General features: G+C 54.7%; 16 protein-coding genes, 1 pseudogene and 1 CRISPR repeat array. Of the genes and pseudogenes, 9 read left to right on the top strand and 8 right to left on the bottom strand.

The features are described 5' to 3' along the window. Position 1: 1 nt before the first annotated feature. Complete coding sequence (locus NBH13_RS06765) at positions 2–1,501, bottom strand: ATP-dependent helicase (protein ID WP_427348844.1); 1,500 nt, start codon at positions 1,499–1,501, stop codon at positions 2–4. A 217-nt stretch (positions 1,502–1,718) separates the two neighbouring features. Here NBH13_RS06765 and NBH13_RS06770 point away from each other — a divergent pair, with 217 nt between their 5' ends. Both NBH13_RS06770 and NBH13_RS06775 read left to right on the top strand, forming a co-directional pair. Next, positions 1,719–3,239, top strand: a complete 1,521-nt coding sequence (locus NBH13_RS06770) for a phosphotransferase (protein ID WP_250779353.1) — start codon at positions 1,719–1,721, stop codon at positions 3,237–3,239. A 60-nt stretch (positions 3,240–3,299) separates the two neighbouring features. Beyond that, positions 3,300–3,524, top strand: coding sequence for a DUF3107 domain-containing protein (locus tag NBH13_RS06775; protein WP_099571373.1), 225 nt, complete (start codon positions 3,300–3,302; stop codon positions 3,522–3,524). 176 nt (positions 3,525–3,700) lie between these two features. Here NBH13_RS06775 and NBH13_RS06780 read toward each other — a convergent pair whose 3' ends face one another. Beyond that, positions 3,701–4,579 carry a PHP domain-containing protein gene (locus NBH13_RS06780; protein WP_099571374.1) on the bottom strand — a complete coding sequence of 293 codons (879 nt, stop codon included), beginning with the start codon at positions 4,577–4,579 and terminating at the stop codon, positions 3,701–3,703. Positions 4,580–4,669: 90 nt separating this feature from the next. Between NBH13_RS06780 and NBH13_RS06785 the strand changes: the two genes are divergently transcribed. Next, positions 4,670–5,338 (top strand): vitamin K epoxide reductase family protein, encoded by a 669-nt coding sequence (locus NBH13_RS06785; RefSeq protein WP_180753704.1) that lies wholly within the window; start codon positions 4,670–4,672, stop codon positions 5,336–5,338. A 130-nt stretch (positions 5,339–5,468) separates the two neighbouring features. On the opposite strand, the gene dapF is transcribed toward NBH13_RS06785, so the two are convergent. Next, positions 5,469–6,368: a diaminopimelate epimerase gene (gene dapF / locus NBH13_RS06790; RefSeq protein WP_099571375.1), complete on the bottom strand. Its 900-nt coding sequence runs from the start codon at positions 6,366–6,368 to the stop codon at positions 5,469–5,471. Positions 6,369–6,434: 66 nt separating this feature from the next. Between dapF and murI the strand changes: the two genes are divergently transcribed. From murI to NBH13_RS06805, 3 genes and pseudogenes are all read left to right on the top strand, one after another. Next, a complete protein-coding gene (murI, locus tag NBH13_RS06795) occupies positions 6,435–7,211 on the top strand; it encodes a glutamate racemase (protein WP_039199036.1) in 777 nt (258 codons plus the stop codon). Positions 7,212–7,223: 12 nt separating this feature from the next. Then, positions 7,224–7,448, top strand: a pseudogene (locus tag NBH13_RS06800) (DUF6363 domain-containing protein); the annotation flags it as partial. A 169-nt stretch (positions 7,449–7,617) separates the two neighbouring features. After that, a complete protein-coding gene (locus NBH13_RS06805; protein ID WP_410050773.1) occupies positions 7,618–9,267 on the top strand; it encodes a peptide ABC transporter substrate-binding protein in 1,650 nt (549 codons plus the stop codon). 131 nt (positions 9,268–9,398) lie between these two features. Here NBH13_RS06805 and NBH13_RS06810 read toward each other — a convergent pair whose 3' ends face one another. Continuing rightward, positions 9,399–10,337, bottom strand: a complete 939-nt coding sequence (locus tag NBH13_RS06810; protein ID WP_144166037.1) for an isoaspartyl peptidase/L-asparaginase family protein — start codon at positions 10,335–10,337, stop codon at positions 9,399–9,401. A gap of 153 nt (positions 10,338–10,490) precedes the next feature. On the opposite strand from NBH13_RS06810, the gene NBH13_RS06815 reads away from it, so the two are divergent. From NBH13_RS06815 to NBH13_RS06825, 3 genes are all read left to right on the top strand, one after another. Beyond that, a complete protein-coding gene (locus tag NBH13_RS06815; RefSeq protein ID WP_250779355.1) occupies positions 10,491–11,339 on the top strand; it encodes a patatin-like phospholipase family protein in 849 nt (282 codons plus the stop codon). An 11-nt stretch (positions 11,340–11,350) separates the two neighbouring features. Next, complete coding sequence (locus tag NBH13_RS06820) at positions 11,351–12,367, top strand: LysR family transcriptional regulator (protein ID WP_250779356.1); 1,017 nt, start codon at positions 11,351–11,353, stop codon at positions 12,365–12,367. A gap of 188 nt (positions 12,368–12,555) precedes the next feature. Further along, positions 12,556–13,782, top strand: a complete 1,227-nt coding sequence (locus tag NBH13_RS06825; protein ID WP_250779358.1) for a MalY/PatB family protein — start codon at positions 12,556–12,558, stop codon at positions 13,780–13,782. A 209-nt stretch (positions 13,783–13,991) separates the two neighbouring features. Here NBH13_RS06825 and NBH13_RS06830 read toward each other — a convergent pair whose 3' ends face one another. The 4 genes from NBH13_RS06830 to cas4 form a co-directional block, all read right to left on the bottom strand. Continuing rightward, positions 13,992–14,234: a ribbon-helix-helix protein, CopG family gene (locus tag NBH13_RS06830; RefSeq protein ID WP_250779359.1), complete on the bottom strand. Its 243-nt coding sequence runs from the start codon at positions 14,232–14,234 to the stop codon at positions 13,992–13,994. Between the two features lie 483 nt (positions 14,235–14,717). Beyond that, positions 14,718–17,501: direct repeats of the CRISPR family, unit length 33 nt; unit sequence ATTTCAATCCACGCTCTCCGTGAGGAGAGCGAC. Between the two features lie 384 nt (positions 17,502–17,885). Then, positions 17,886–18,176 (bottom strand): CRISPR-associated endonuclease Cas2, encoded by a 291-nt coding sequence (cas2, locus tag NBH13_RS06835; RefSeq protein ID WP_144166027.1) that lies wholly within the window; start codon positions 18,174–18,176, stop codon positions 17,886–17,888. Between the two features lie 67 nt (positions 18,177–18,243). After that, complete coding sequence (gene cas1c, locus NBH13_RS06840) at positions 18,244–19,275, bottom strand: type I-C CRISPR-associated endonuclease Cas1c (RefSeq protein ID WP_144171460.1); 1,032 nt, start codon at positions 19,273–19,275, stop codon at positions 18,244–18,246. Next, positions 19,275–19,952, bottom strand: coding sequence for a CRISPR-associated protein Cas4 (gene cas4 / locus NBH13_RS06845; RefSeq protein ID WP_144166025.1), 678 nt, complete (start codon positions 19,950–19,952; stop codon positions 19,275–19,277). The genes cas1c and cas4 overlap by 1 nt, the downstream gene beginning before the upstream one ends. Positions 19,953–19,985: the final 33 nt, after the last annotated feature.

Consider the following 19,985-nt stretch of genomic DNA (forward strand, 5'->3'; position numbering starts at 1 on the left):
ATCAGCGGAAGAAGCGCGACACCCGTCGTGCCCTTTCGCCCTCATTGCCTTCACGGGTGCGCGCATATGAGACGTCCAACGTGTCCTCGGCGCGCGTCACGGCCACATACATGAGTCTGCGCTCCTCTTCAAGCACGTCGCCCTCCTGCGGCGCCCCATACGGTATGAGCCCTTCCGAGCAGCCGATGAGGAATACGTGTTTGAATTCCAGACCCTTGGATGCATGGATGGTGGAAATGGTCACGCCGCTAAGATCCGCACCGACGCCCAATGCCTCCAACATGGCCAATCTGGTTTGTACATCGTCGGAAAGCGCAGAATTCTGCCACCCGCTATCCCTGCGCACGCGATATCTCAGATGCTGTTCGCCCAATGCCTTGCACAGGATTTTCTGCTGTGCGTTGACTCTGGTGAGGATCGCGCAATCGGCCGTCGACTCCCCCGCATCCACCAGTTTGCGAATACGTGCTGCTACGCCTTGCGCTTCTTCCCAATCATTGCCGTATATGGTTTCCACAACCCTCCGCCCTTTGCTCCTTTCAGAGCTAAGCTTCAGATAATCGGCCCGTTGCGGCGATGCGGCAAGTATACGATTGGCATAGTTGACGATCTGCGGCGTGGAACGGTAGTCATTGTTGAGGTTGATATCTGCGGTGAGCGGACCGAATTCCGAAGCGAAATTGAGCAGACTATAACTGCTTGCGCCCGCGAACGAGTAAATGGTCTGCGCGGGATCTCCTACCACGCAGATGTTGCGGTTTGAGCCAAGCCATCGGGTGAGCAAGCGGTGTTGCAATGGCGAAACGTCCTGATATTCGTCGACGGTGAGCCATGCGATATTGGAACGGATGGCCGAGGCCACGTCATCATCGCTTTCCATCAAATGGCATACGATCAGCAAAATATCGTCGAAATCGATTTCGTTGCGATTTGTTTTTTCCGCTTCATACGCTTTGTATACATCTACGAATTGGCTTGGTTCAAGACCTGAAGGCGGCTGACGATGCGTTGCCGCGCAAACGCGCACGTAATCTTCCGGCGCGATTAGTGAGATTTTGCACCAGTTGATTTCCGTCTGCAAGTTGCGTATGGTGTCGTCATCCACCTGGAAGGTGGTGACGCGGCGTAGCGAACGCTCCACCAGTTCCCGTGGATTTCGACAGATGAATGGCATCGGCCCTTCGCACACGTCCGGCCAAACCTGACGAAGCTGGTGGAGGGCCGCGGAGTGGAAGGTCGCGGCTTTGACGTCGGCTGCGACATCAAGCTTCGACAGTCGGCTACGCATTTCCGCCGCTGCTTTGACGGAGAACGTGACCGCCATCGTGCTTCGCGGATTCCATGCTTTGGTGGCGCACGCATAGGCGATTCTACGGGTTACGGTTCGCGTTTTGCCAGCGCCAGCGCCAGCGATAATGCGCACCGGACCGTCCACTGCCGTGGCGGCAGCCCGTTGCGCGTCATCTAATCCGTCGAGAATCTCTTCCACTGTTGCACTCATGCGTTCCATTGTGGCAGATTGCCGTCATCGGCGCATGCGTTTTCACGAGATGTCATTGCATGTCTTGCCTGACTGCACCCAATATGCCCGTCATGACTGCGCAATATGATGCAACGTCGATTTACGGGCGGTTTGCCGGCAGTTTTACGGGCAAGTCGGCGCATCTTCGCCCCTACTGTGTATTAAGGTTGGAATTGTGACCGAACGAAGCAAATTTATGATGGCTGCCCTGACCAGCGCGACAATGCCCAATGCCGCCATTGCCGGCACGCGAGCCAGCGAACAGACCAACTCGACCGACAAGGGGTATGGCGTCGACCACGCCGTGGTTCAGGATACGGCAGGCAAACTGTATGACGTGTTCGCATCCAATACGCCTGAAGGCCGCAAGCGTCTTGCCGGCCGTGTGCGTGCGGCTCAAACGTTGGCGCAAGCCCGCGAATTGGGTGGATTGGGTTTCGCTATCGATCACGTAGTGGCTTTTTCCAACGGAGATTTAAAGCATTCCGCCACTGGAGACACGTCCGTGCTCGTGTCCACCCACCATGTGGGCCAGGCACGACCGCTGGAACTGCTGACGTTGGATGATTGTTCCAGTGTGGGCACCGCTCTGGGTGCGATCCATCGACTTCGTCCTGATTTTCTTCAGGAAGCGGGTTATCCGGTGTTTGTCACTGACCAGATTCGCGCTCAGCTGACCGCTTGGATCAAACGGTTGCGCCAAGCCGGGCATGTTCCGCAGGAGATCACCACTAGCTGGGCGAATATTCTTGAGACCGACGGGCTATGGTCGTTCTCCACTTGCCCGGTGCATGGCGGGTTGCGCGACGGCGATCTGCTGTTTTCCGGTTCGTCCATCACCGCGGTCACGAATTGGCAGGACATGCAGGTAAACGATCCTGCTCGCGATTTGTCTTGGATTTTCGCCAAACTTGATGAGAATCACCGTAACGCCATGCTTTCCGCATATGGTCGCATGTTGGGTAACCGTTTGGATGATCTGATTATGCTGCGCGCGAATCTGTGGCTGCAGATGGAACAGGTCGGCGATTTCATTTCCGCTTTGAACAAGGCGGACAACGCCAAGATCATGCAATTCAAGGCACAGGTGGAACGTTTGGCGCACCAGTTGGGTGTTGTCACGGCAAAGAATCGCGCACAAACCGAACCGAGGCAGGAATCCAAGGATCGTCCCCAGCGCCCGCCGAGCACGATCACCGTAGGCACGTTACTGAACGAATCGGAGCGTCGCCGTAACGCGGCCGCACAGCAGAATAGTTCCGACACGACCGGCGAACGTCATATCGACGCCGTAGACATGGATGATTCCACTGGAGATTTCGACGTGACCGGCTCCCAGCCGGTCCGCAAGACGAAGGAAATCGTCAACGACGCGACGGAAGCGTTCGCACCGGCCGGAACCCAGCAATCACAAGCACCGTCCGACAATACGAATGAGCGTGAGGCGACCCCGGTCAGTACCTTCATTCCGGAACGTTCCGCGAAAGAACGGCACGAATCCATGCCGTCAAGTTCCACCATGGTAATCAGCAGGCTGGGAACGGCCGACGACAACGACGATACGAACGAAGAATCGATTCCCGCATCGCATAGCGAGGCCGCAACAGTACTCATTCCACTGTTGGAACGAGACGAGGCGACCATGCAGAAAGCACAGGCGCAGATCAATCAGTGGGAGGCGGAAGACGCCACCGAGGAGAAGCCACGCGTAGAATAGGCGCACATAACCCGTACATACATGTGCGCATGCATTGCGCATTATCACGAAGGAGCATCCATGGATATTGAACTCGGCATTCAGAATGTGGCCCGCACCGTCACCTTCAGCACCGAACAGAGCGCCGATGAGGTCAACACGGCCATCGCCGACGCCGTGGAGAACGGCAAGACCATCAATCTGACGGACGCCAAGGGCCGTCGCATTGTGGTGCCGGCAGGCTCGCTCGGCTACGCCATCATCGGTTCCGAAACCAAGCACGCCGTCGGTTTCGGCAACCTCTGATCCGTTCGCATCACCAGATTTCAGCTTCGAGCTGAAACACACGTTTTCGACGTAACAAGAAAAGCCAGACGCTCACGTCTGGCTTTTCCATTTTGGGCGATCAACTCGTTCCTGGTTTCATATCGCGATTACGCATCGATGATTGCGTTTCGGTCTTTTATTTTCGCCTTCGACGATTATTTGCTCAAGTGAACGCCTCGATTGATGATTTCCTGAACCGTTTCATCATCGGTGAGGTTCTCCCCCAGCACGTTCGGCTTGCCTTTGCCGTGCCAGTCGGATCCACCGGTTACCAGCAGATCATGCTTGCCGGCAATGGCAAGCAGCCGCTCACGCTGCTCGGGTGGATTGCCGCGATGCCACACTTCCAAACCGTCCAACCCTTCGGTGATGAGAGATTCGATTTGCCGGTCAGTCAGCAGGGTCCGGTTACGCCGGGGGTCTCCGGCGTGGGCGATAACCGTCACCCCGCCCGCACCCTTGACCGCGGCCACCACGTCATGTGTGGTCGGCGATGGCGTGGGAATGTAATATTTCGACGTTGCGCTCACCGCGTCGGCGAACGCGTCGGATCGCGTTTCATACACGCCGGCAGCCACCAATGCGTCGGCGATATGCGGCCGACCGATCGTGGTGCGTTTGCCTTCACGCACCTGCGCGAGCACATCATCCCACGTAATCGGAAAATCCTGCGCTATCAGTTCGACCATGCGCTTGGTTCTACGCAGTCGCGCCTCGCGGGTGGACGCGAACATCTCGCTGATATTGGCGTTCAACGGATCATATTGGAACGCAAGCATATGCACGGACACATTGCCGTCGACGGCGGTGATTTCCGTGCCGCGCAACAACGGCAATCCAATCTCCTGCGAAGCGGCCAACGCATCCTGCCAACCGGAGGTCGTGTCATGATCGGCAATCGCAACACCATGCAATCGCAATGATCGTGCCTCTTTCAGCAACACACGCGGCGTTTCCGTACCGTCGGAAAAAACGGTATGACAGTGAATGTCCCAACCTTCAGCGGGCGGTGCCGCAGTGCCTACGCGAATCATGTATCCATCGTAAGCTGTTTTTCGTCGCAACGCGGCACAATACCGCGTAAACTAGGCGATGACAACGTTTGTATTTTGATTCAAGGATGCATGATGAGCGATTTCCCCGGCGGACTGGTTGCCGAAGCCACTCTCGACGATGATTATACGAAACCGCGCGGCTGGCGTCACGGCGCCACTTGGACGTATCTGATTATGCTGGTCGCTTCGGCAGTCGCGCTGGTCGTATCGTTCGTGCTTTCCGCTGAGACACTGAAATTGGCTCGCAATCCCGGTCAAAAGCTCAGCTGTGACGTGAATGCCGTGATGTCGTGTTCCACGGTTGCGGAATCGTGGCAGGCTGAGATTGTGAAGTTCGCCGGTTTGAGTTTCCCGAATGCGTTCTTCGGTATCGCCGCGGAATCAGTGTTTGTAACGATTGCGGTGATTGGATTGATGAAGGTTGCCGTGCCTCGCTGGTTTGCGTTGTGCACATGGCTGGGCGGACTGGCCGCGCTGGCTTATTCGTATTGGCTGACCTCGCAGTCGTTGTTTGTGATCAACGCGCTATGTCCGTGGTGTCTGTGCCTGATGTTCTCCACCACCGTACAGTTCATGGCGTTGTCTCATGCCACGGCGGTGGTTCAGGAGATTCCGGCCAAAGGCGAGGGCGTGCGCACCTACTACCGTCTTAATTACGATCTGATGGTCGATGCCTTATGGATTGTGGCATTGATTGTGATCATTCTCGTCAAGGATGGTCCGATGCTGTTCAGCTGACGTCAGCCAACAATCTATGCAATATCAAATATTTGCCTGAATACAAGAGAAGCCGACTGGAAACAGCCGGCTTCTCTTGTATTTATTTGCGGATTTCGGTTTCTCATATGAGATTCGCGCGAAAACCGTCTTACAGCAGTTCGATTTTGCCGACGATGGTGGCCGATCCGGTGAGTTTCACATCATCGTCGGTCACGTCGACGCGCAAGGTGCCGCCACGTACGGTGATCGTCCAATGGTCGATACCTGTTTTGGTGCACAGGGTGATGGCGGTGGCGCACAGGCCCGTACCGCACGACAGCGTTTCGCCGCAGCCGCGCTCGTTGACGCGCATGGTGGCGCTGCCCTCGTTGTCGCCTTCGCTTTGTTCGTCGATACGCACGAATTCAACGTTCTGGTCGCTTTCGATCTGGGGCGAAACGACCGGCTTGGTCACCAGATCAAGCTGTTCCACGGTCGGCAGGCTGGAGAACGCGTCTTCGATGACGGCGACCACATGCGGATTGCCCATGTCCACGAACGTGCCTCGCGCGGAACCCTTGGTTCCCGGAATCGTTACCTCGTAGAAGTCGAGGTCACCACGCTTCCACGCGCCCATTTCCACCTGGAACACGTCGTTGCCGAGGCCGGGCACATTGCCGAGCGACGTCAGCACTTTCACGCCGGCGCGCGTGCCAAGGCGGAATGGTTTGCCACCCGGCTGGTCGGCGATACCCTGGCGTTGCGCGAACAGGGTGATGGCTCGTGTGCCGTTGCCGCACATTTCGGCCAATGATCCGTCGGCGTTACGGTAGTCCATGAACCATTGCGCGTCCCCGGCAGCGCATTCGTCCACTTGGGCATCATTCAGGTCGGAAACGTCTTTCGGGTGGGCGAGACGAATCAGTCCGTCGCCGCCAATGCCGAAATGACGCTCGCACAGCATTCGCACTTCGTCGGCGGTCGGCTCATACGCTCCTTCGGGGTCAACATACACCACGAAATCGTTGCCTGTGGCGTGCGCTTTGTAAACAATGTTCGGAATGCTCATACCAATTCACTCTACACGCGGTAGGCTATTGGAGGCAGGCTAAGTCTGGCAATCGCAGGAGGAATCATGACTTCAACGGCACCAATCGGCGTATTCGACTCCGGTTTGGGAGGTATTTCCGTGGTCCGTGAGATCCGCCATAACATGCCGAATGAGCGTGTGCTCTATTTCGGCGACTCCGCAAACGCCCCATATGGCACGAAATCTCCGGAACAGGTGCGCGACCTGTCGAACACCATCGTGGAACGTTTCGTGAAACAAGGTGTGAAAGCGGTGGTGATCGCCTGCAATACCGCAACTTCCGCAGCAGCCAACGAACTGCGCGACCGCTACGACATTCCGATCATCGGCATGGAACCGGCATTGAAAGTGGCATGCGACCGTGGTGAGGGCCATCGTCAGCGCGTGATCGTGGCCGCCACTCCCCTTACGTTGCGCGAGAAGAAATTCGCCGTGTTGATGGACCGGTTCAAAGCCGATCATACGATTTTTCCGGAACCATGCCCCGGTTTGGTGGAGATCGTCGAACATGGCCTGCTTGACGATCATGACACGGTGATGCGCACGTTGCATGAGTATTTCGACCAGTATGATTTGTCGACGATTGATTCGGTAGTGCTTGGCTGCACGCATTTCGTGTTCTATCGTGACTATTTCCGCGAATTGCTGCCGAGTTCAGCTGCGATCATCGACGGTAACGCCGGTACCGTGCGCCATCTTGGCGTGGTGCTCGAATCGTTGGGCAAACTTGCGCCGGACCATGCCGACGGCGGTATTGAACTTGCGAATTCAGACACTTGCGAACGAATTGCACGGTTAGCGCAGTCGCTGCTCGATCGCTGATCGGCGAATGAGCGCAAATGTCCTCAATACGCGCGTAGAGTCAAGAAGACAGCAGCTTCAGAGAACGATGAAGTGGTGTTGGCCAAGGAATACGAGAAAGACGGCCGCGTGCTTATTCTCGCACCGGAAAGCCTGTATGGTTTAAGCACGTTGAGCAAGTCGTTCGAAGGTTTGGAACGCATGTACCGCGCGGGCTATGCGGCGGCCGAGGCCATTCCCTCATTCCTGGAAAGCTGAGGATGGCGTCCGCACACGCATTGGATGCGGACACGCCGTATTCATCGCCTGCGAGCTGTTCGTTTCCAAATTGAGACGTAACACGAAAATTTTATAAAACTCCTATATTGTGTCCTATTGTTTTTCGCCGACATAATCGGCGGAAATGCCGACATTAAAGGAGAATGAAATGAAGAACAACGCGTTCCGTCGACTGCTGGCCATGGCCGCAGCGGGCGCCATGCTGACGTCGATCGCCGCATGCGGCTCGTCGTCCAGCGATGACACAGCCTCCAACGCCTCCGATAGCACCTCGCTGATTTCAGTGAACAACAGCGAACCGCAGAACGGCCTAATTCCAAGCGACACCAACGAAATGGGCGGCGGCAAAGTTATTCGATACCTGTTCGAAGGTCTGGTGAGCTTTGACGCAAAGGGCAAGCAACATCTCGAAGTCGCCGAGAGTATCACCCCGAACGAGGATGCCACCACGTACACAATCAAGTTGAAGAAAGGCTGGAAGTTCACCAACGGCGAGGCAGTAACCGCCCATTCCTTCGCCGACACCTGGAGTTTCGCCGCCAATGTGAAGAACGCGCAGAAGACCGCAAGCCGATTCTCCACCATCAAGGGCTATGACGAGCTGCAGGATCCGAACGTCGATCCGAAGGCCACACTTTCCGGTCTTTCCACCCCGGACGACTACACGCTGGTCGTCGAGCTGAACAAGCCTGATTCCGTATTCCCGACCAAGCTCGCGCACCAATCCATGTTCCCGCTGCCAAGCGTGGCATTTAAGGACATCAAGAAGTTCGGTCAGGCTCCGATTGGCAATGGTCCGTACAAGTTCAAGTCCTGGTCCCACGACAAGAACATCATCGTCGTACCAAACAAGGATTATAAGGGCAGCCGCAAGGTGTCCAACAAAGGCATCGAATACCGCGTCTACACGAATGAGGATTCCGCTTACTCCGACGTGCTGTCTGGCAACCTCGACGTGATGGATCAGATTCCACAGTCCGCGGTGAAGACCTTCCGTCAGGATTCCAGCGTGATCGCCTACAGCCAGGCAGGATCCTCGTTCCAGTCCTTCATCATTCCGGAACGTCTTGAGCATTTCGGCAACGACGAAGAAGGCCAGTTGCGTCGTCAGGCCATTTCCATGGCCATCGACCGCGACCAGATCGTCAAGAAGGTTTACAACAACACGAAGACCCCGACCACCGATTTCACTTCACCGCTCGTCCCCGAATATGTGAAGAAACTGGAACAGAACGGCAGCAACCTGAAATACAACGCTTCCAAGGCCAAGGAACTCTGGAAGAAAGCCAATGCCATCAAGCCATGGTCCGGCAACTTCCGAATCGCCTATAACGCCGATGGCGGCCATAAGGAATGGGTCGATGCCGTGTGCAACCAGATCAAGAACACACTCGACATCGACGCCGCTGGCGAGCCGTACGCCACGTTCAGCGACGTGCGTAACCAGGTGACCAACCGCACCATCAAAACCGCGTTCCGTGCCGGCTGGATGCTGGATTACCCGTCCGCTGAAGATTATCTCAATCCGCTATATGCCTCCAGCTCCGCTGACGGTCATGGTTCGAACGATGGTGATTACAAGAGCGCGGAATTCGACGAGCTCCTGAACGCCGCACTTGCCCAGACCGACGTAAAGAAGCGAACCGAGGACTTCACCAAGGCTCAGGAAGTGCTGGCCAAGGATCTTCCGGTGATTCCGCTGTGGAACGACAACGTCGCCGCCGTGTCCGCGACGAACGTGAAGAACGTGTCGTTCGATTACACCAATCTACCTACCTACAACACCATCACTAAGTGATGTTTCTGGACGGCGAACGAATGATTCGCCGTCCAGAAAGGGAGCTAAAGCACAGCGGGGTTCGAATCCTTCATGGATTCGAACCCCGCTGTGCTTTTGTGACTTGTTTTTGACGGTTTGCCGCTACAGTATCAACTCTGCACGTAGCTGCCCTTCGGAGACTTCCAACCGCAGTTCATCATCTCGCTATTGAATACCATCGCGCCTTCACCATGCGCCGGAACGACGATCATACCGCCATCGCCATGATGACGGGCGACACCATCCAGCGCCGCCTTCGCAGCCTCGACCGGCTCCTCCTTGGCGTACAGAACGCGATCAGAAACCTGATGCGCAGCGACTTCCTTGACGAACGCCTCACCGATGCCGGTGCAGGAGATCGCGACGGAATCGTTGTTGGCATAGGTACCACAGCCCGGCAGGGGCGAATCGCCGACGCGTCCCGGCATCTGGTTGGTGATGCCACCGGTGGAGGTGCCGGCAGCGATGTTGCCGAACGAGTCGCGGGCGACAGCGCCGATGGTGCCATGCTTCTCCCACTCATCGCCGTTGGATTGCGCCTCGCGCAAGGATTCCTGGCGTGCCGGAGTGATGAAATATTCACTGTCGCACAGTTCGATTCCCCACTCCTTAAGCAAATCATTACCGGGCTTGGCAAACATGACATGCTTGGTCTTTTCCTTGATGGCACGCGCTACGTTGATCGGATTCTTAGACGTGGTCAGACCACACGCGGAACCGACCTCGCCATCGACACCGGTCATCAGGCAGGAATCCATGGATACGATGCCTTCGCTCGTCAATGCAGCACCACGACCAGCGTTGAACTCCGGAGCATCCTCCATAACACGGATAGCCGCGCACACGGCATCCTCCGCCGGCGCACCCTGCTCCAGCAGCGCATAGCCAGCTTCAAGAGCCCTGTTCAAATCCTGCTCCACCTGGGCACGACGTTCCGGCGTATCCTTTTTGCCACGATTGCCGGCACCCGCGTGAATCACCAGCAGAATCCCGTCCGGATCAGCTTGGGCGATGTGGACCGTCGACTGAGGCAGTGCAGCTTCGTTCATTGATACCTTCTCCACTCCATTTTTATTGATTATTCGCAGATATCTTACGTCGTCCTTCGATAAGAAATGACCGAATACGCAAAAATACGTCAATTAGACCGCGTAAAGTCAATTGAAACCCAAAAGGACGGACGACGAAAGGACGGGGCGTATATGGCTCACAGAACGGCAATGATCGACGTCGGCGGCGGTTTTCGTGCGATTTACGGTGCGGGCGTAATGGATCGCATGCTTGAGGACGGTATAAGCGTCGACCATTGTTATGGTGTTTCCGCCGGCAGCGCCAACATGGTTTCGTTCATTGCGAAGCAGCACGGACGCAACCACACGTTCTACACGCAGTACGCGTTCCGTAAGGAATACGCGAGCTTCGATAGCTACGTCAAGAACCATAATTTCGCCAACCTCGACTACGTGTATAGCACGCTCAGCAATCATGATGGTGAAAATCCGGTTGATTACGCGGCTTTCGAAGCCAACCCGACCGATTTCACCGTGGTTGCGTGCAACGCCGAAGACGGCTCCACGAAGTATTTCAGCAAGTCCGACGTGAGTTTCGATAATTTCGATATCATGAAGGCTTCGTCCGCGGTTCCCGTCGCATGCGAACCGTATGCGATCGATGGCATCCCCTATTACGACGGCGGCATCGCCGATCCGATTCCGGTGCAGAAGGCCATCGATGACGGCTACGACCGTATCGTGGTGATACTCACCCGCCCGAAAGACACCGTACGCGAACAGAAGAGGGACATCGGCCCGGCCAGGATTTTGAAGCGCAGCCACCCCGAAGCCGCGGAAAAACTGCTCAACCGTTATCAGAAGTACAACGACGAAGTGGCGCTGGCCAAGGAATACGAGCAGGACGGCCGCGTGCTCATCCTCGCGCCGGAAAGCCTGTACGGCCTGAACACGTTGAGCAAGTCGTTCGAAGGTTTGGAACGCATGTACCGCGCGGGCTATGCGGCGGCCGAGGCCATTCCCTCATTCCTGAAAAGCTGAGCGTCAACCTCATGAACACGCCAGCCGATAGCAACACGCACGAAAACGCCAATACGAATCCCGACGTCGGCATCACCGCGAACGCCGCAGGATTCAGTGCGAAAACCTTGAATCCGCAGATTCTGGTGACCTTGTGGAACGTAGAACGTTTGGGCTCGTTCTCCGCGGTCGCGCGCGAAACCGGCTGGTCACAACCGACCATCAGCCAGCAGATCCGCAAGGTCGAACGCGAACTTGACGCAAAACTCGTGCAGCGCACGTCGCATGGCGTGGAGCTGACGCCGATCGGCCGTATTTTGGCACGTCATGGGCAGCTCATCTACAATCGCGTCACCCAAGCAGTCAAAGATGTGGAGGAATACCAGCGCAACGGATCGACGCATATTCGCCTGGTCGCTCCCCCATCGGTATGCTCGTCGTTCGTGGCGCGCGTGCTCGTGCATATCAGCAAAACATCCGACATTCGCGTAAGCCTCATGCAGATGGAACCCCCCGAAGCCATGGAGGCGTTGGAACAGGGTCTCGCTGATTGCGCGATCATCTTCCAATACAATTCACTGCCCGCGTTGACCGGTCCGGACGATCTGGAAGTCTCCCCCTTCGGTATCGATCCGCTGATGCTGCTGATCGGCGCGAACAACACGATCGCACGCCAATATGAAAGCTCGCATCTGCCGGTCCAGCTGGTTTCGGCACGCACCGAACAGTGGATCGCCGGCTGTGAGACCTGTCAGGCGAATCTGGTGTCGTTGGCGCATGCCGCCGGTTTCACACCGGAAATCACGCATTCGACCGATGATTTTTGGGCAACGCAGAATCTTGTGGAAGTCGGCATGGGCGTCTCGATCGTATCCCGTTTAGCCACAACCGCTGGAATGCAGTCCAACCTGGCCGCACTGCCGATTGCCGACAACAACGCATTCCGTACCGTCTGTTTCGTCACAAGAAAAGCTGACGACCGACCGTCAGTGGCCCGCGTCAAAGACGAAATCGAAAAGGCGTCACATCAGTATTTGGAAAGCATCTGATTCGCTTCTGATTCCCTGATAGCGGAATGCTGATGCGAGCGAATGTTTCTTGTATTTTTCAGCATCGACATGATCAGATTAATAATTGAATAGCAAAAGCATCTGATATAAGAAAACTTCATAACAGTCTTCGTATTCAACACAAGAACACACTATTCCCGCAACCAACGGTACGGCATGCTGGAACCATGGAAGAAATCACGGAAATGAAGCATCGTACCGGTTCCGGCTTTGACGCCGACGCCATCGACCACACCACCGCAGCCGACCTCGCCGAAGTTGGCTCCGACAAGTGGACACGCTACCCCGGCTGCATCGGCGCATTCATCGCCGAAATGGACTACGGCCTAGCCCCATGCATTCAGAAAGCCATCGACAATGCCTGCGATCATTGCAAGCTCGGCTACATTCCCGGACCATGGAAACAGCGCGTGGCAGAAGCCTGTGCAGACTGGCAGCGCTCGCATTACGGGTGGAATGTGGACCCCAGTATCATTCGCGTGGTTCCCGACGTGCTTGAAGCGTACGAGATTTTCCTGCGCGAACTGGTAGGCGCTGGTAATAGCGTAATCGTGCCAACGCCGGCTTACATGCCGTTTCTGAGTGTGCCGAAACTATATGACGTCAACGTGATCGAAATCGAAATGCTGCAAAGCGGCGATGCCAAAACCGGCGAAGCGCAATGGCTGTTCGATTTCGACGCCATTGAACGCGCGTTTGCGGCCGGATGCCATGCGTTCGTGCTTTGCAATCCTCATAATCCGATCGGCAAAGTGCTTACTCTGGAGGAAGAGCTGCGCCTAAGCGATTTGGCAGCGCAGTACGATGTGCGCATTTTCAATGATGAGATCCATGCTCCGTTTGTGTTCGAAGGCAAGCATATTCCATTCCCCACCATCAGCGAGCAGGCTGCATTGCAGTCAATGACCGCTACCAGCGCGTCGAAGTCGTTCAACATTCCGGGCACGAAATGCGCGCAGGTGCTGCTCACCAATCCGGCCGACCGTGACATGTGGGCAGTCAAGGCGGAGTGGAGCGAACATCAGACCGCCACCATCGGCGCGATCGCTACCACCGCCGCATATAACGAAGGTGACCCGTGGTTCCAGGACGCGTTCGCCTACGTGCGTAGGAATATTGCCCTGTTCGATGAGCAGATGCGTGAGCGGTTCGCCGGAATCGGCTATATCAAACCTCAAGGCACGTATATCGCATGGCTTGATTTTGGTCCGCTTGGCATCGAAGACCCAGCCACATACTTCCTTGAGAAAGCGCAAGTGGCGCTAACAGATGGACGCTCATGCGGCGAGACCGGTGTCGGATGCGTGCGTGTGAACGTGGCAATGCCCTATCCGCTGCTTGTGGATTGTTTGGACCGCATGTATGGTGCGTTGCATGCGGATGGATTGCTGTAAACTTCGCCACATATTCAGTGTTTCCTTCAACCAACGGCAGCATGACGGTGAACGCCCCACGTTAGAACGAGAAAGCTTATAAATCAGTTTGCTTTAAGCAATACCCCAAGAGTGCGGAACACTCTTGGGGTATTTTCATCAGGCGGGAACCCCGACAAACATGTTCAAGTAAACAAAATCCCGGCAGCCAAAAGCAACCGGGACAATGCTCAAGCGTCAACGAGATCGCGCGCTATCGCATGGCGTATCACGTCATCACGCCCAACGCCCAACCGCCTAGCTTTCGCGTCAACCAACGCCAACATGTCCGCGGAAACACCCAACGAGACACTATCGGGATAATCGGCGTCCACTGGGAAAATAGGACCATGTATCACGGGTCCCTTACTTCCACCGTAATCGCCACGTTCGGCGGCTTCGCCCCAACGATCAAACTCGGCATCACTAATCACAACACACCTCCTACTCGGTAACTTCACGCAAAAACTTAGCCGTGGCCGGCATAGCATGGAATATAACCCAATGGTCAACGTCGTTTCAATCCACGCTCTCCGTGAGGAGAGCGACCCGGTCACGCTTCGCTTGACCAAACGGTCCAAAAATTTCAATCCACACTCCCCTTGCGGGGAGTGACCAGTTCGGCATCCACATCCGCGTATTTCGTATAATTTCAATCCACACTCCCCTTGCGGGGAGTGACGTCGGCATGATACAGGTCGGCACCGTGCAGGTCATTTCAATCCACACTCCCCTTGCGGGAGTGACGAGTTTGTGGATGATCGTACTTCGTCGCATTCGTGATTTCAATCCACACTCCCCTTGCGGGGAGTGACTTACTTGGTTTCTTCTTCCACCGGTTCGATGCTATTTCAATCCACACTCCCCTGGCGGGGAGTGACTATCAACATCCACATCCAAACCGGCATACGCATGACATTTCAATCCACGCTCTCCATGAGGAGAGCGACTGTTCGTCTGCACGGTCGGCGGAATCAGTCTCATCATTTCAATCCACGCTCTCCGTGAGGAGAGCGACCCGACAGCGAGGTAGTCGGATGATTGCATGGCGATATTTCAATCCACGCTCTCCGTGAGGAGAGCGACAAAGCGGTTACGCCGCCGAGCAGGCGGCTGCGAAATTTCAATCCACGCTCTCCGTGAGGAGAGCGACAGGATGCTCGTGACGCGATCATCCGGCAGGCCATTTCAATCCACGCTCTCCGTGAGGAGAGCGACACCTGAAAATCGTGAGGTTCGGAGCGAACAGGAAATTTCAATCCACGCTCTCCGTGAGGAGAGCGACCGCCTTCACGCGCATCGTGCGCGATTGGAAAGGCATTTCAATCCACGCTCTCCGTGAGGAGAGCGACGTTGACGGTGGAAAATCTTGCCAACGGCATTGTGATTTCAATCCACGCTCTCCGTGAGGAGAGCGACTTCACCGGTCCGCCTGTTCCGCACCGATGTCGAATTTCAATCCACGCTCTCCGTGAGGAGAGCGACTGGAGCCGCTCGCATTCCAACGGGGTGAGCCTACATTTCAATCCACGCTCTCCGTGAGGAGAGCGACGTTCAAATGGATTAACCTCCCTCCGTATATCGATATTTCAATCCACGCTCTCCGTGAGGAGAGCGACAAACGGCTAAAAAATTTCCTTTGCTTCGCTGGATATTTCAATCCACGCTCTCCGTGAGGAGAGCGACGACCTCAAGGCGGGTGACCGCCGATGAGACTCAATTTCAATCCACGCTCTCCGTGAGGAGAGCGACTTCCACTGGACTTGCCGACCGATTTGGCTCCGTCGAATTTCAATCCACGCTCTCCGTGAGGAGAGCGACCTCCTGCAATGCCTTCTGAGTGGCCTTCATGTCATATTTCAATCCACGCTCTCCGTGAGGAGAGCGACTTGCGTCGGGCACAGGTCGCGCAGCAGGCTGTCATTTCAATCCACGCTCTCCGTGAGGAGAGCGACAGTTCGAGCGTATTAATAAGACGTTGGAAGATCTTATTTCAATCCACGCTCTCCGTGAGGAGAGCGACTCGATGCAAAAATCGGCTAGAGGCCTTTATTAAAAATTTCAATCCACGCTCTCCGTGAGGAGAGCGACTTTTAATCTATGCAAATTCGTAGATTTAGACTATATTTCAATCCACGCTCTCCGTGAGGAGAGCGACCAAGACATCACCCTCGCGGACTTCACGCCAGCGATTTCAATCCACGCTCTCCGTGAGGAGAGCGACAACTCAGCCTCGCCAAAATCAGCATCCTTCCGGATATTTCAATCCACGCTCTCCGTGAGGAGAGCGACATATCGGTAATGGCAGTTGGGATTCAGTGCAATGCATTTCAATCCACGCTCTCCGTGAGGAGAGCGACTCGGGACACGCTCACCGTATTGGGGTATGTGCAGATTTCAATCCACGCTCTCCGTGAGGAGAGCGACCCATGCTTCGAACAGAGCGTCATCCTGCTGCATATTTCAATCCACGCTCTCCGTGAGGAGAGCGACTCACCAGACCCCCACGCGCAATCAAACACGCAATCCATTTCAATCCACGCTCTCCGTGAGGAGAGCGACGTGGCCGCAAGCGACGGAACGTGCCTCATCGGAATTTCAATCCACGCTCTCCGTGAGGAGAGCGACTTGAAGCCGTCATGGCCGCAAACCAGACCACACCGATTTCAATCCACGCTCTCCGTGAGGAGAGCGACAAGAGGAATCAAAGGCCTACGATGATGCATCCAAATTTCAATCCACGCTCTCCGTGAGGAGAGCGACCGGAGTCTACGAGACCGAGGGCGACATCATCCTATTTCAATCCACGCTCTCCGTGAGGAGAGCGACGATGCAGGCGTATGGCCAGACCGATAAAAACAAATTTCAATCCACGCTCTCCGTGAGGAGAGCGACCTGACCATCGATGATCCGGATGCGCCGGAAATTATTTCAATCCACGCTCTCCGTGAGGAGAGCGACTCGAAAAAACCTATCCGGAATGCACCACGCATGCCAAATTTCAATCCACGCTCTCCGTGAGGAGAGCGACCGGTTGGTGAGCGCTTGAGAGGTCAAGACCTAATTTCAATCCACGCTCTCCGTGAGGAGAGCGACTACCCGATTACAGACACCTTGAGCCAGAACCGAATTTCAATCCACGCTCTCCGTGAGGAGAGCGACCCCATGACGGCCATTCCACGGTCGGGGGTTCGATATTTCAATCCACGCTCTCCGTGAGGAGAGCGACCTGACTGCAGACCAGGCTGTCGACCAACTGAACCAATTTCAATCCACGCTCTCCGTGAGGAGAGCGACCCACGATGGTCGGCGTGCCGTCAAGCAGGTCAAGATTTCAATCCACGCTCTCCGTGAGGAGAGCGACGATCATCCGACAGGCCGAAGCCTCGGGCATGAGCATTTCAATCCACGCTCTCCGTGAGGAGAGCGACTGGTCTGCAGTCAGGTTGCCGGACTCCAACCCATTTCAATCCACGCTCTCCGTGAGGAGAGCGACCGACTTGGATTCCGTCAGGCAGGTCGCCGAGTCGGCATTTCAATCCACGCTCTCCGTGAGGAGAGCGACCATCGGATAGCCCTCTGGATGTTCAGCAGACGTATATTTCAATCCACGCTCTCCGTGAGGAGAGCGACACTAACACCTACTGCCATCAGTGTTTGCTCACATTATTTCAATCCACGCTCTCCGTGAGGAGAGCGACTGTGCAGCTGGACATTTTTGTCCGCTTTTTGAGACGCAAGCCAGCTGCCTAGCTTTAAGCATATCAAACAACACCGCCGAGACGACGAACAACATGTCTAAAACGAGCAACTGGCTTTCTGTCTCATTTTAATGTCCATTATTTAGTTTTCAAACGCCCCACGAAAATCACAATTCGGATTTCGATAGTTTTTCAGGTGCGAAAGACGTCCCTTATCATGAGCGCTTCCACTTCGCACAAACACCATTCCAAGACCGGCCACCTTGCCGAAAACACAATACTGCTGGCTAGAAAACACACTCTGAATACCGGACGACACGCTCAAACACTCAACCCAGCACACCCCACACCATATCATTATGGCACCATGCCATTTTACCTGTGCTATATCATCATCACATCATTAACCGGCAAACTCCGTTCACGTCCATAATGCTCAATCCTATCCGCATATCGAGCGCCAAGTTTATAAAAGCACAGGCTGTCCTCATCGGCATTGGCAATCTTCAGCAAATCATGCACCAACACCAGATAATCGGAAGGACTCACCGAGCATTCGAAAACACTGTTCTGCACACGCTGTCCGTATTTCATGCATGTCTTCGCCACCAAACGAAGACGACGCTTCCCCTCAGGGGTTTCCGTACTCACATCGTACGCAACTACAACCATCATGGTTTTTCACCTCCAATAACGTATCACCACGAATCATCGCATACCGCCACACACAGCTACGCACCTTTTACTTCCACATAAATGGCGGGTAATCATCAAGATCACCCCGCAACGATCGAGCTAGCAGCAGCGCTTGCACATACGGAACCAACCCCCATGAAATTTTTTCTTGCAGGAACGGATGAAGAATCTGATCGCTCTTCTTTTTCTGCCACGCCGTAAGCACTTTCTTCCGCCCGGAATCAGACAGCAGCACACCACCATTCTCCCGTATTTCAAAATCCCCCGGCTTAACAGCGCCTGTATTAATCAATGTCAGCACAAAGCGGTCAGCCAACACCGGGCGAAACTCTTCAACCAGATCCAATGCCAGAGAGGCTCTCCCAGGCCGATCCGTATGCATAAAACCAACATACGGATCCAACCCCACGCCTTGCAAAGCCGCAATGCAATCATTCGTCAATATGGAGTAGCAAAAAGACAACAACGCATTTAGTCTGTCCAGCGGAGGCCTCCTCGACCTACTGGTGAAAAAGAAATCATCTTTATTCTTCAGAACCAAATCGTCAAAAGCGTAGAAATATTCTTTGGCAGCAAGCCCTTCGACACCCCTCAACTCATCAACCGTCAAGCTTTTCCGAGCTTCTAACAATGCCACAGACAATTTGCCGCTCTGCTCGGCAAGTCGATCGATATTCACCCGCAAAGCATGATCACGTTTCGTGCGTTCGAGTACCCATTTCGCATTGTAAAGTTTTCCAACAATGAAAGATTTCGCGTAACACAAAGATTTTTGTTCGTCATCCGCGGCTCGAAATTGTTCACGACGAAGTAGCACATTACGATTCTCCTCCCCTAACACGGAACAGTAATAATGGCCTCTCGGTGAATAGAATGCCATAGAAACACCCAGTTTGCCACAGCGCCCCATAAGAGCAGGCGAAGCACCCTTATACGAGAAACACATGATTCCCTCAATTGACCGTAACGGCACTTTCGCCAAGGTTTTGTCATTCTGATGAATCACAACATTGTCGTTCTCCAAAGCAAGATAGGCATCTTCCGTCATCACAAACAGCGTGTTTAACAGCTGCTTCATCACTCCCCGCTTTCCTTGAGCCGTTCTTCGATATATGCTTTTGCCGATTTCACCTTCCGTAATTCAGGCAGGCACAAATCCCGTAGAGAACATGACGAACACGATCTGGTCTGTTTCACTTTAGGAGTCCATTCGCGGGAGAAAAGATCATGCATTTGCAAGAAGTCAGCTTCGACCATGTTGCGAAGATCTTCGTCCAATTTTACCCGCTCACGACGTTTTGTCTGCCGATAGAACAAAGCACCTTCAGGAATATCACACGCGAGCATTTCTTCCAAGCACATCGCTTCCGCGCATAGCTGTAAACGATCAGCATCAATCGTTTTGGATTTGCCGTGTTTGTATTCAATCGGATATGGCAACCACAATCCATCTCTTCCGTGAAGCGGAACACCATCATTAGACTTATGGAATTCCACAACATCACAGGCTCCAGTTATGCCGAGCGCTCGCGAATAGACTCTCAAATCCCGCATGATCAGCGTATCGCCGCGAGATTCAGAAGCCGCATAATCGTGGGCGCGTTCATGTTCCAGATGCCCAGCTGTGGTCAAATAATTCTCTGACCACAGCTGTTCGATATGGATAAGAGCCCACTGTCGTTTGCAGAATGAGAAATGCTGGATGCCCGAAAGGGCCAGCCAATCTTCTTCCGGATATCCTTCTGGCCCTTTCATGCAACACCCCTTACTCTCTCAATTCCAAACGCT

The organism is Bifidobacterium intestinale, assembly GCF_023656765.1.
Classification (GTDB): Bacteria; Actinomycetota; Actinomycetes; order Actinomycetales; family Bifidobacteriaceae; genus Bifidobacterium; species Bifidobacterium hominis.

Bases quoted from the DNA above. Each gene is read 5' to 3' on its own strand.
- murI (WP_039199036.1), top strand. From the start codon at position 6,435: ATGACTTCAACGGCACCAATCGGCGTATTCGACTCCGGTTTGGGAGGT.
- cas2 (WP_144166027.1), bottom strand. From the start codon at position 18,176: ATGATGGTTGTAGTTGCGTACGATGTGAGTACGGAAACCCCTGAGGGG.
- NBH13_RS06785 (WP_180753704.1), top strand. From the start codon at position 4,670: ATGATGAGCGATTTCCCCGGCGGACTGGTTGCCGAAGCCACTCTCGAC.
- cas4 (WP_144166025.1), bottom strand. From the start codon at position 19,952: ATGAAAGGGCCAGAAGGATATCCGGAAGAAGATTGGCTGGCCCTTTCG.
- cas1c (WP_144171460.1), bottom strand. From the start codon at position 19,275: ATGAAGCAGCTGTTAAACACGCTGTTTGTGATGACGGAAGATGCCTAT.
- NBH13_RS06805 (WP_410050773.1), top strand. From the start codon at position 7,618: ATGAAGAACAACGCGTTCCGTCGACTGCTGGCCATGGCCGCAGCGGGC.
- NBH13_RS06780 (WP_099571374.1), bottom strand. From the start codon at position 4,579: ATGATTCGCGTAGGCACTGCGGCACCGCCCGCTGAAGGTTGGGACATT.
- NBH13_RS06810 (WP_144166037.1), bottom strand. From the start codon at position 10,337: ATGAACGAAGCTGCACTGCCTCAGTCGACGGTCCACATCGCCCAAGCT.
- NBH13_RS06825 (WP_250779358.1), top strand. From the start codon at position 12,556: ATGGAAGAAATCACGGAAATGAAGCATCGTACCGGTTCCGGCTTTGAC.
- NBH13_RS06775 (WP_099571373.1), top strand. From the start codon at position 3,300: ATGGATATTGAACTCGGCATTCAGAATGTGGCCCGCACCGTCACCTTC.
- NBH13_RS06815 (WP_250779355.1), top strand. From the start codon at position 10,491: ATGGCTCACAGAACGGCAATGATCGACGTCGGCGGCGGTTTTCGTGCG.
- NBH13_RS06820 (WP_250779356.1), top strand. From the start codon at position 11,351: ATGAACACGCCAGCCGATAGCAACACGCACGAAAACGCCAATACGAAT.
- dapF (WP_099571375.1), bottom strand. From the start codon at position 6,368: ATGAGCATTCCGAACATTGTTTACAAAGCGCACGCCACAGGCAACGAT.
- NBH13_RS06770 (WP_250779353.1), top strand. From the start codon at position 1,719: ATGATGGCTGCCCTGACCAGCGCGACAATGCCCAATGCCGCCATTGCC.
- NBH13_RS06765 (WP_427348844.1), bottom strand. From the start codon at position 1,501: ATGAGTGCAACAGTGGAAGAGATTCTCGACGGATTAGATGACGCGCAA.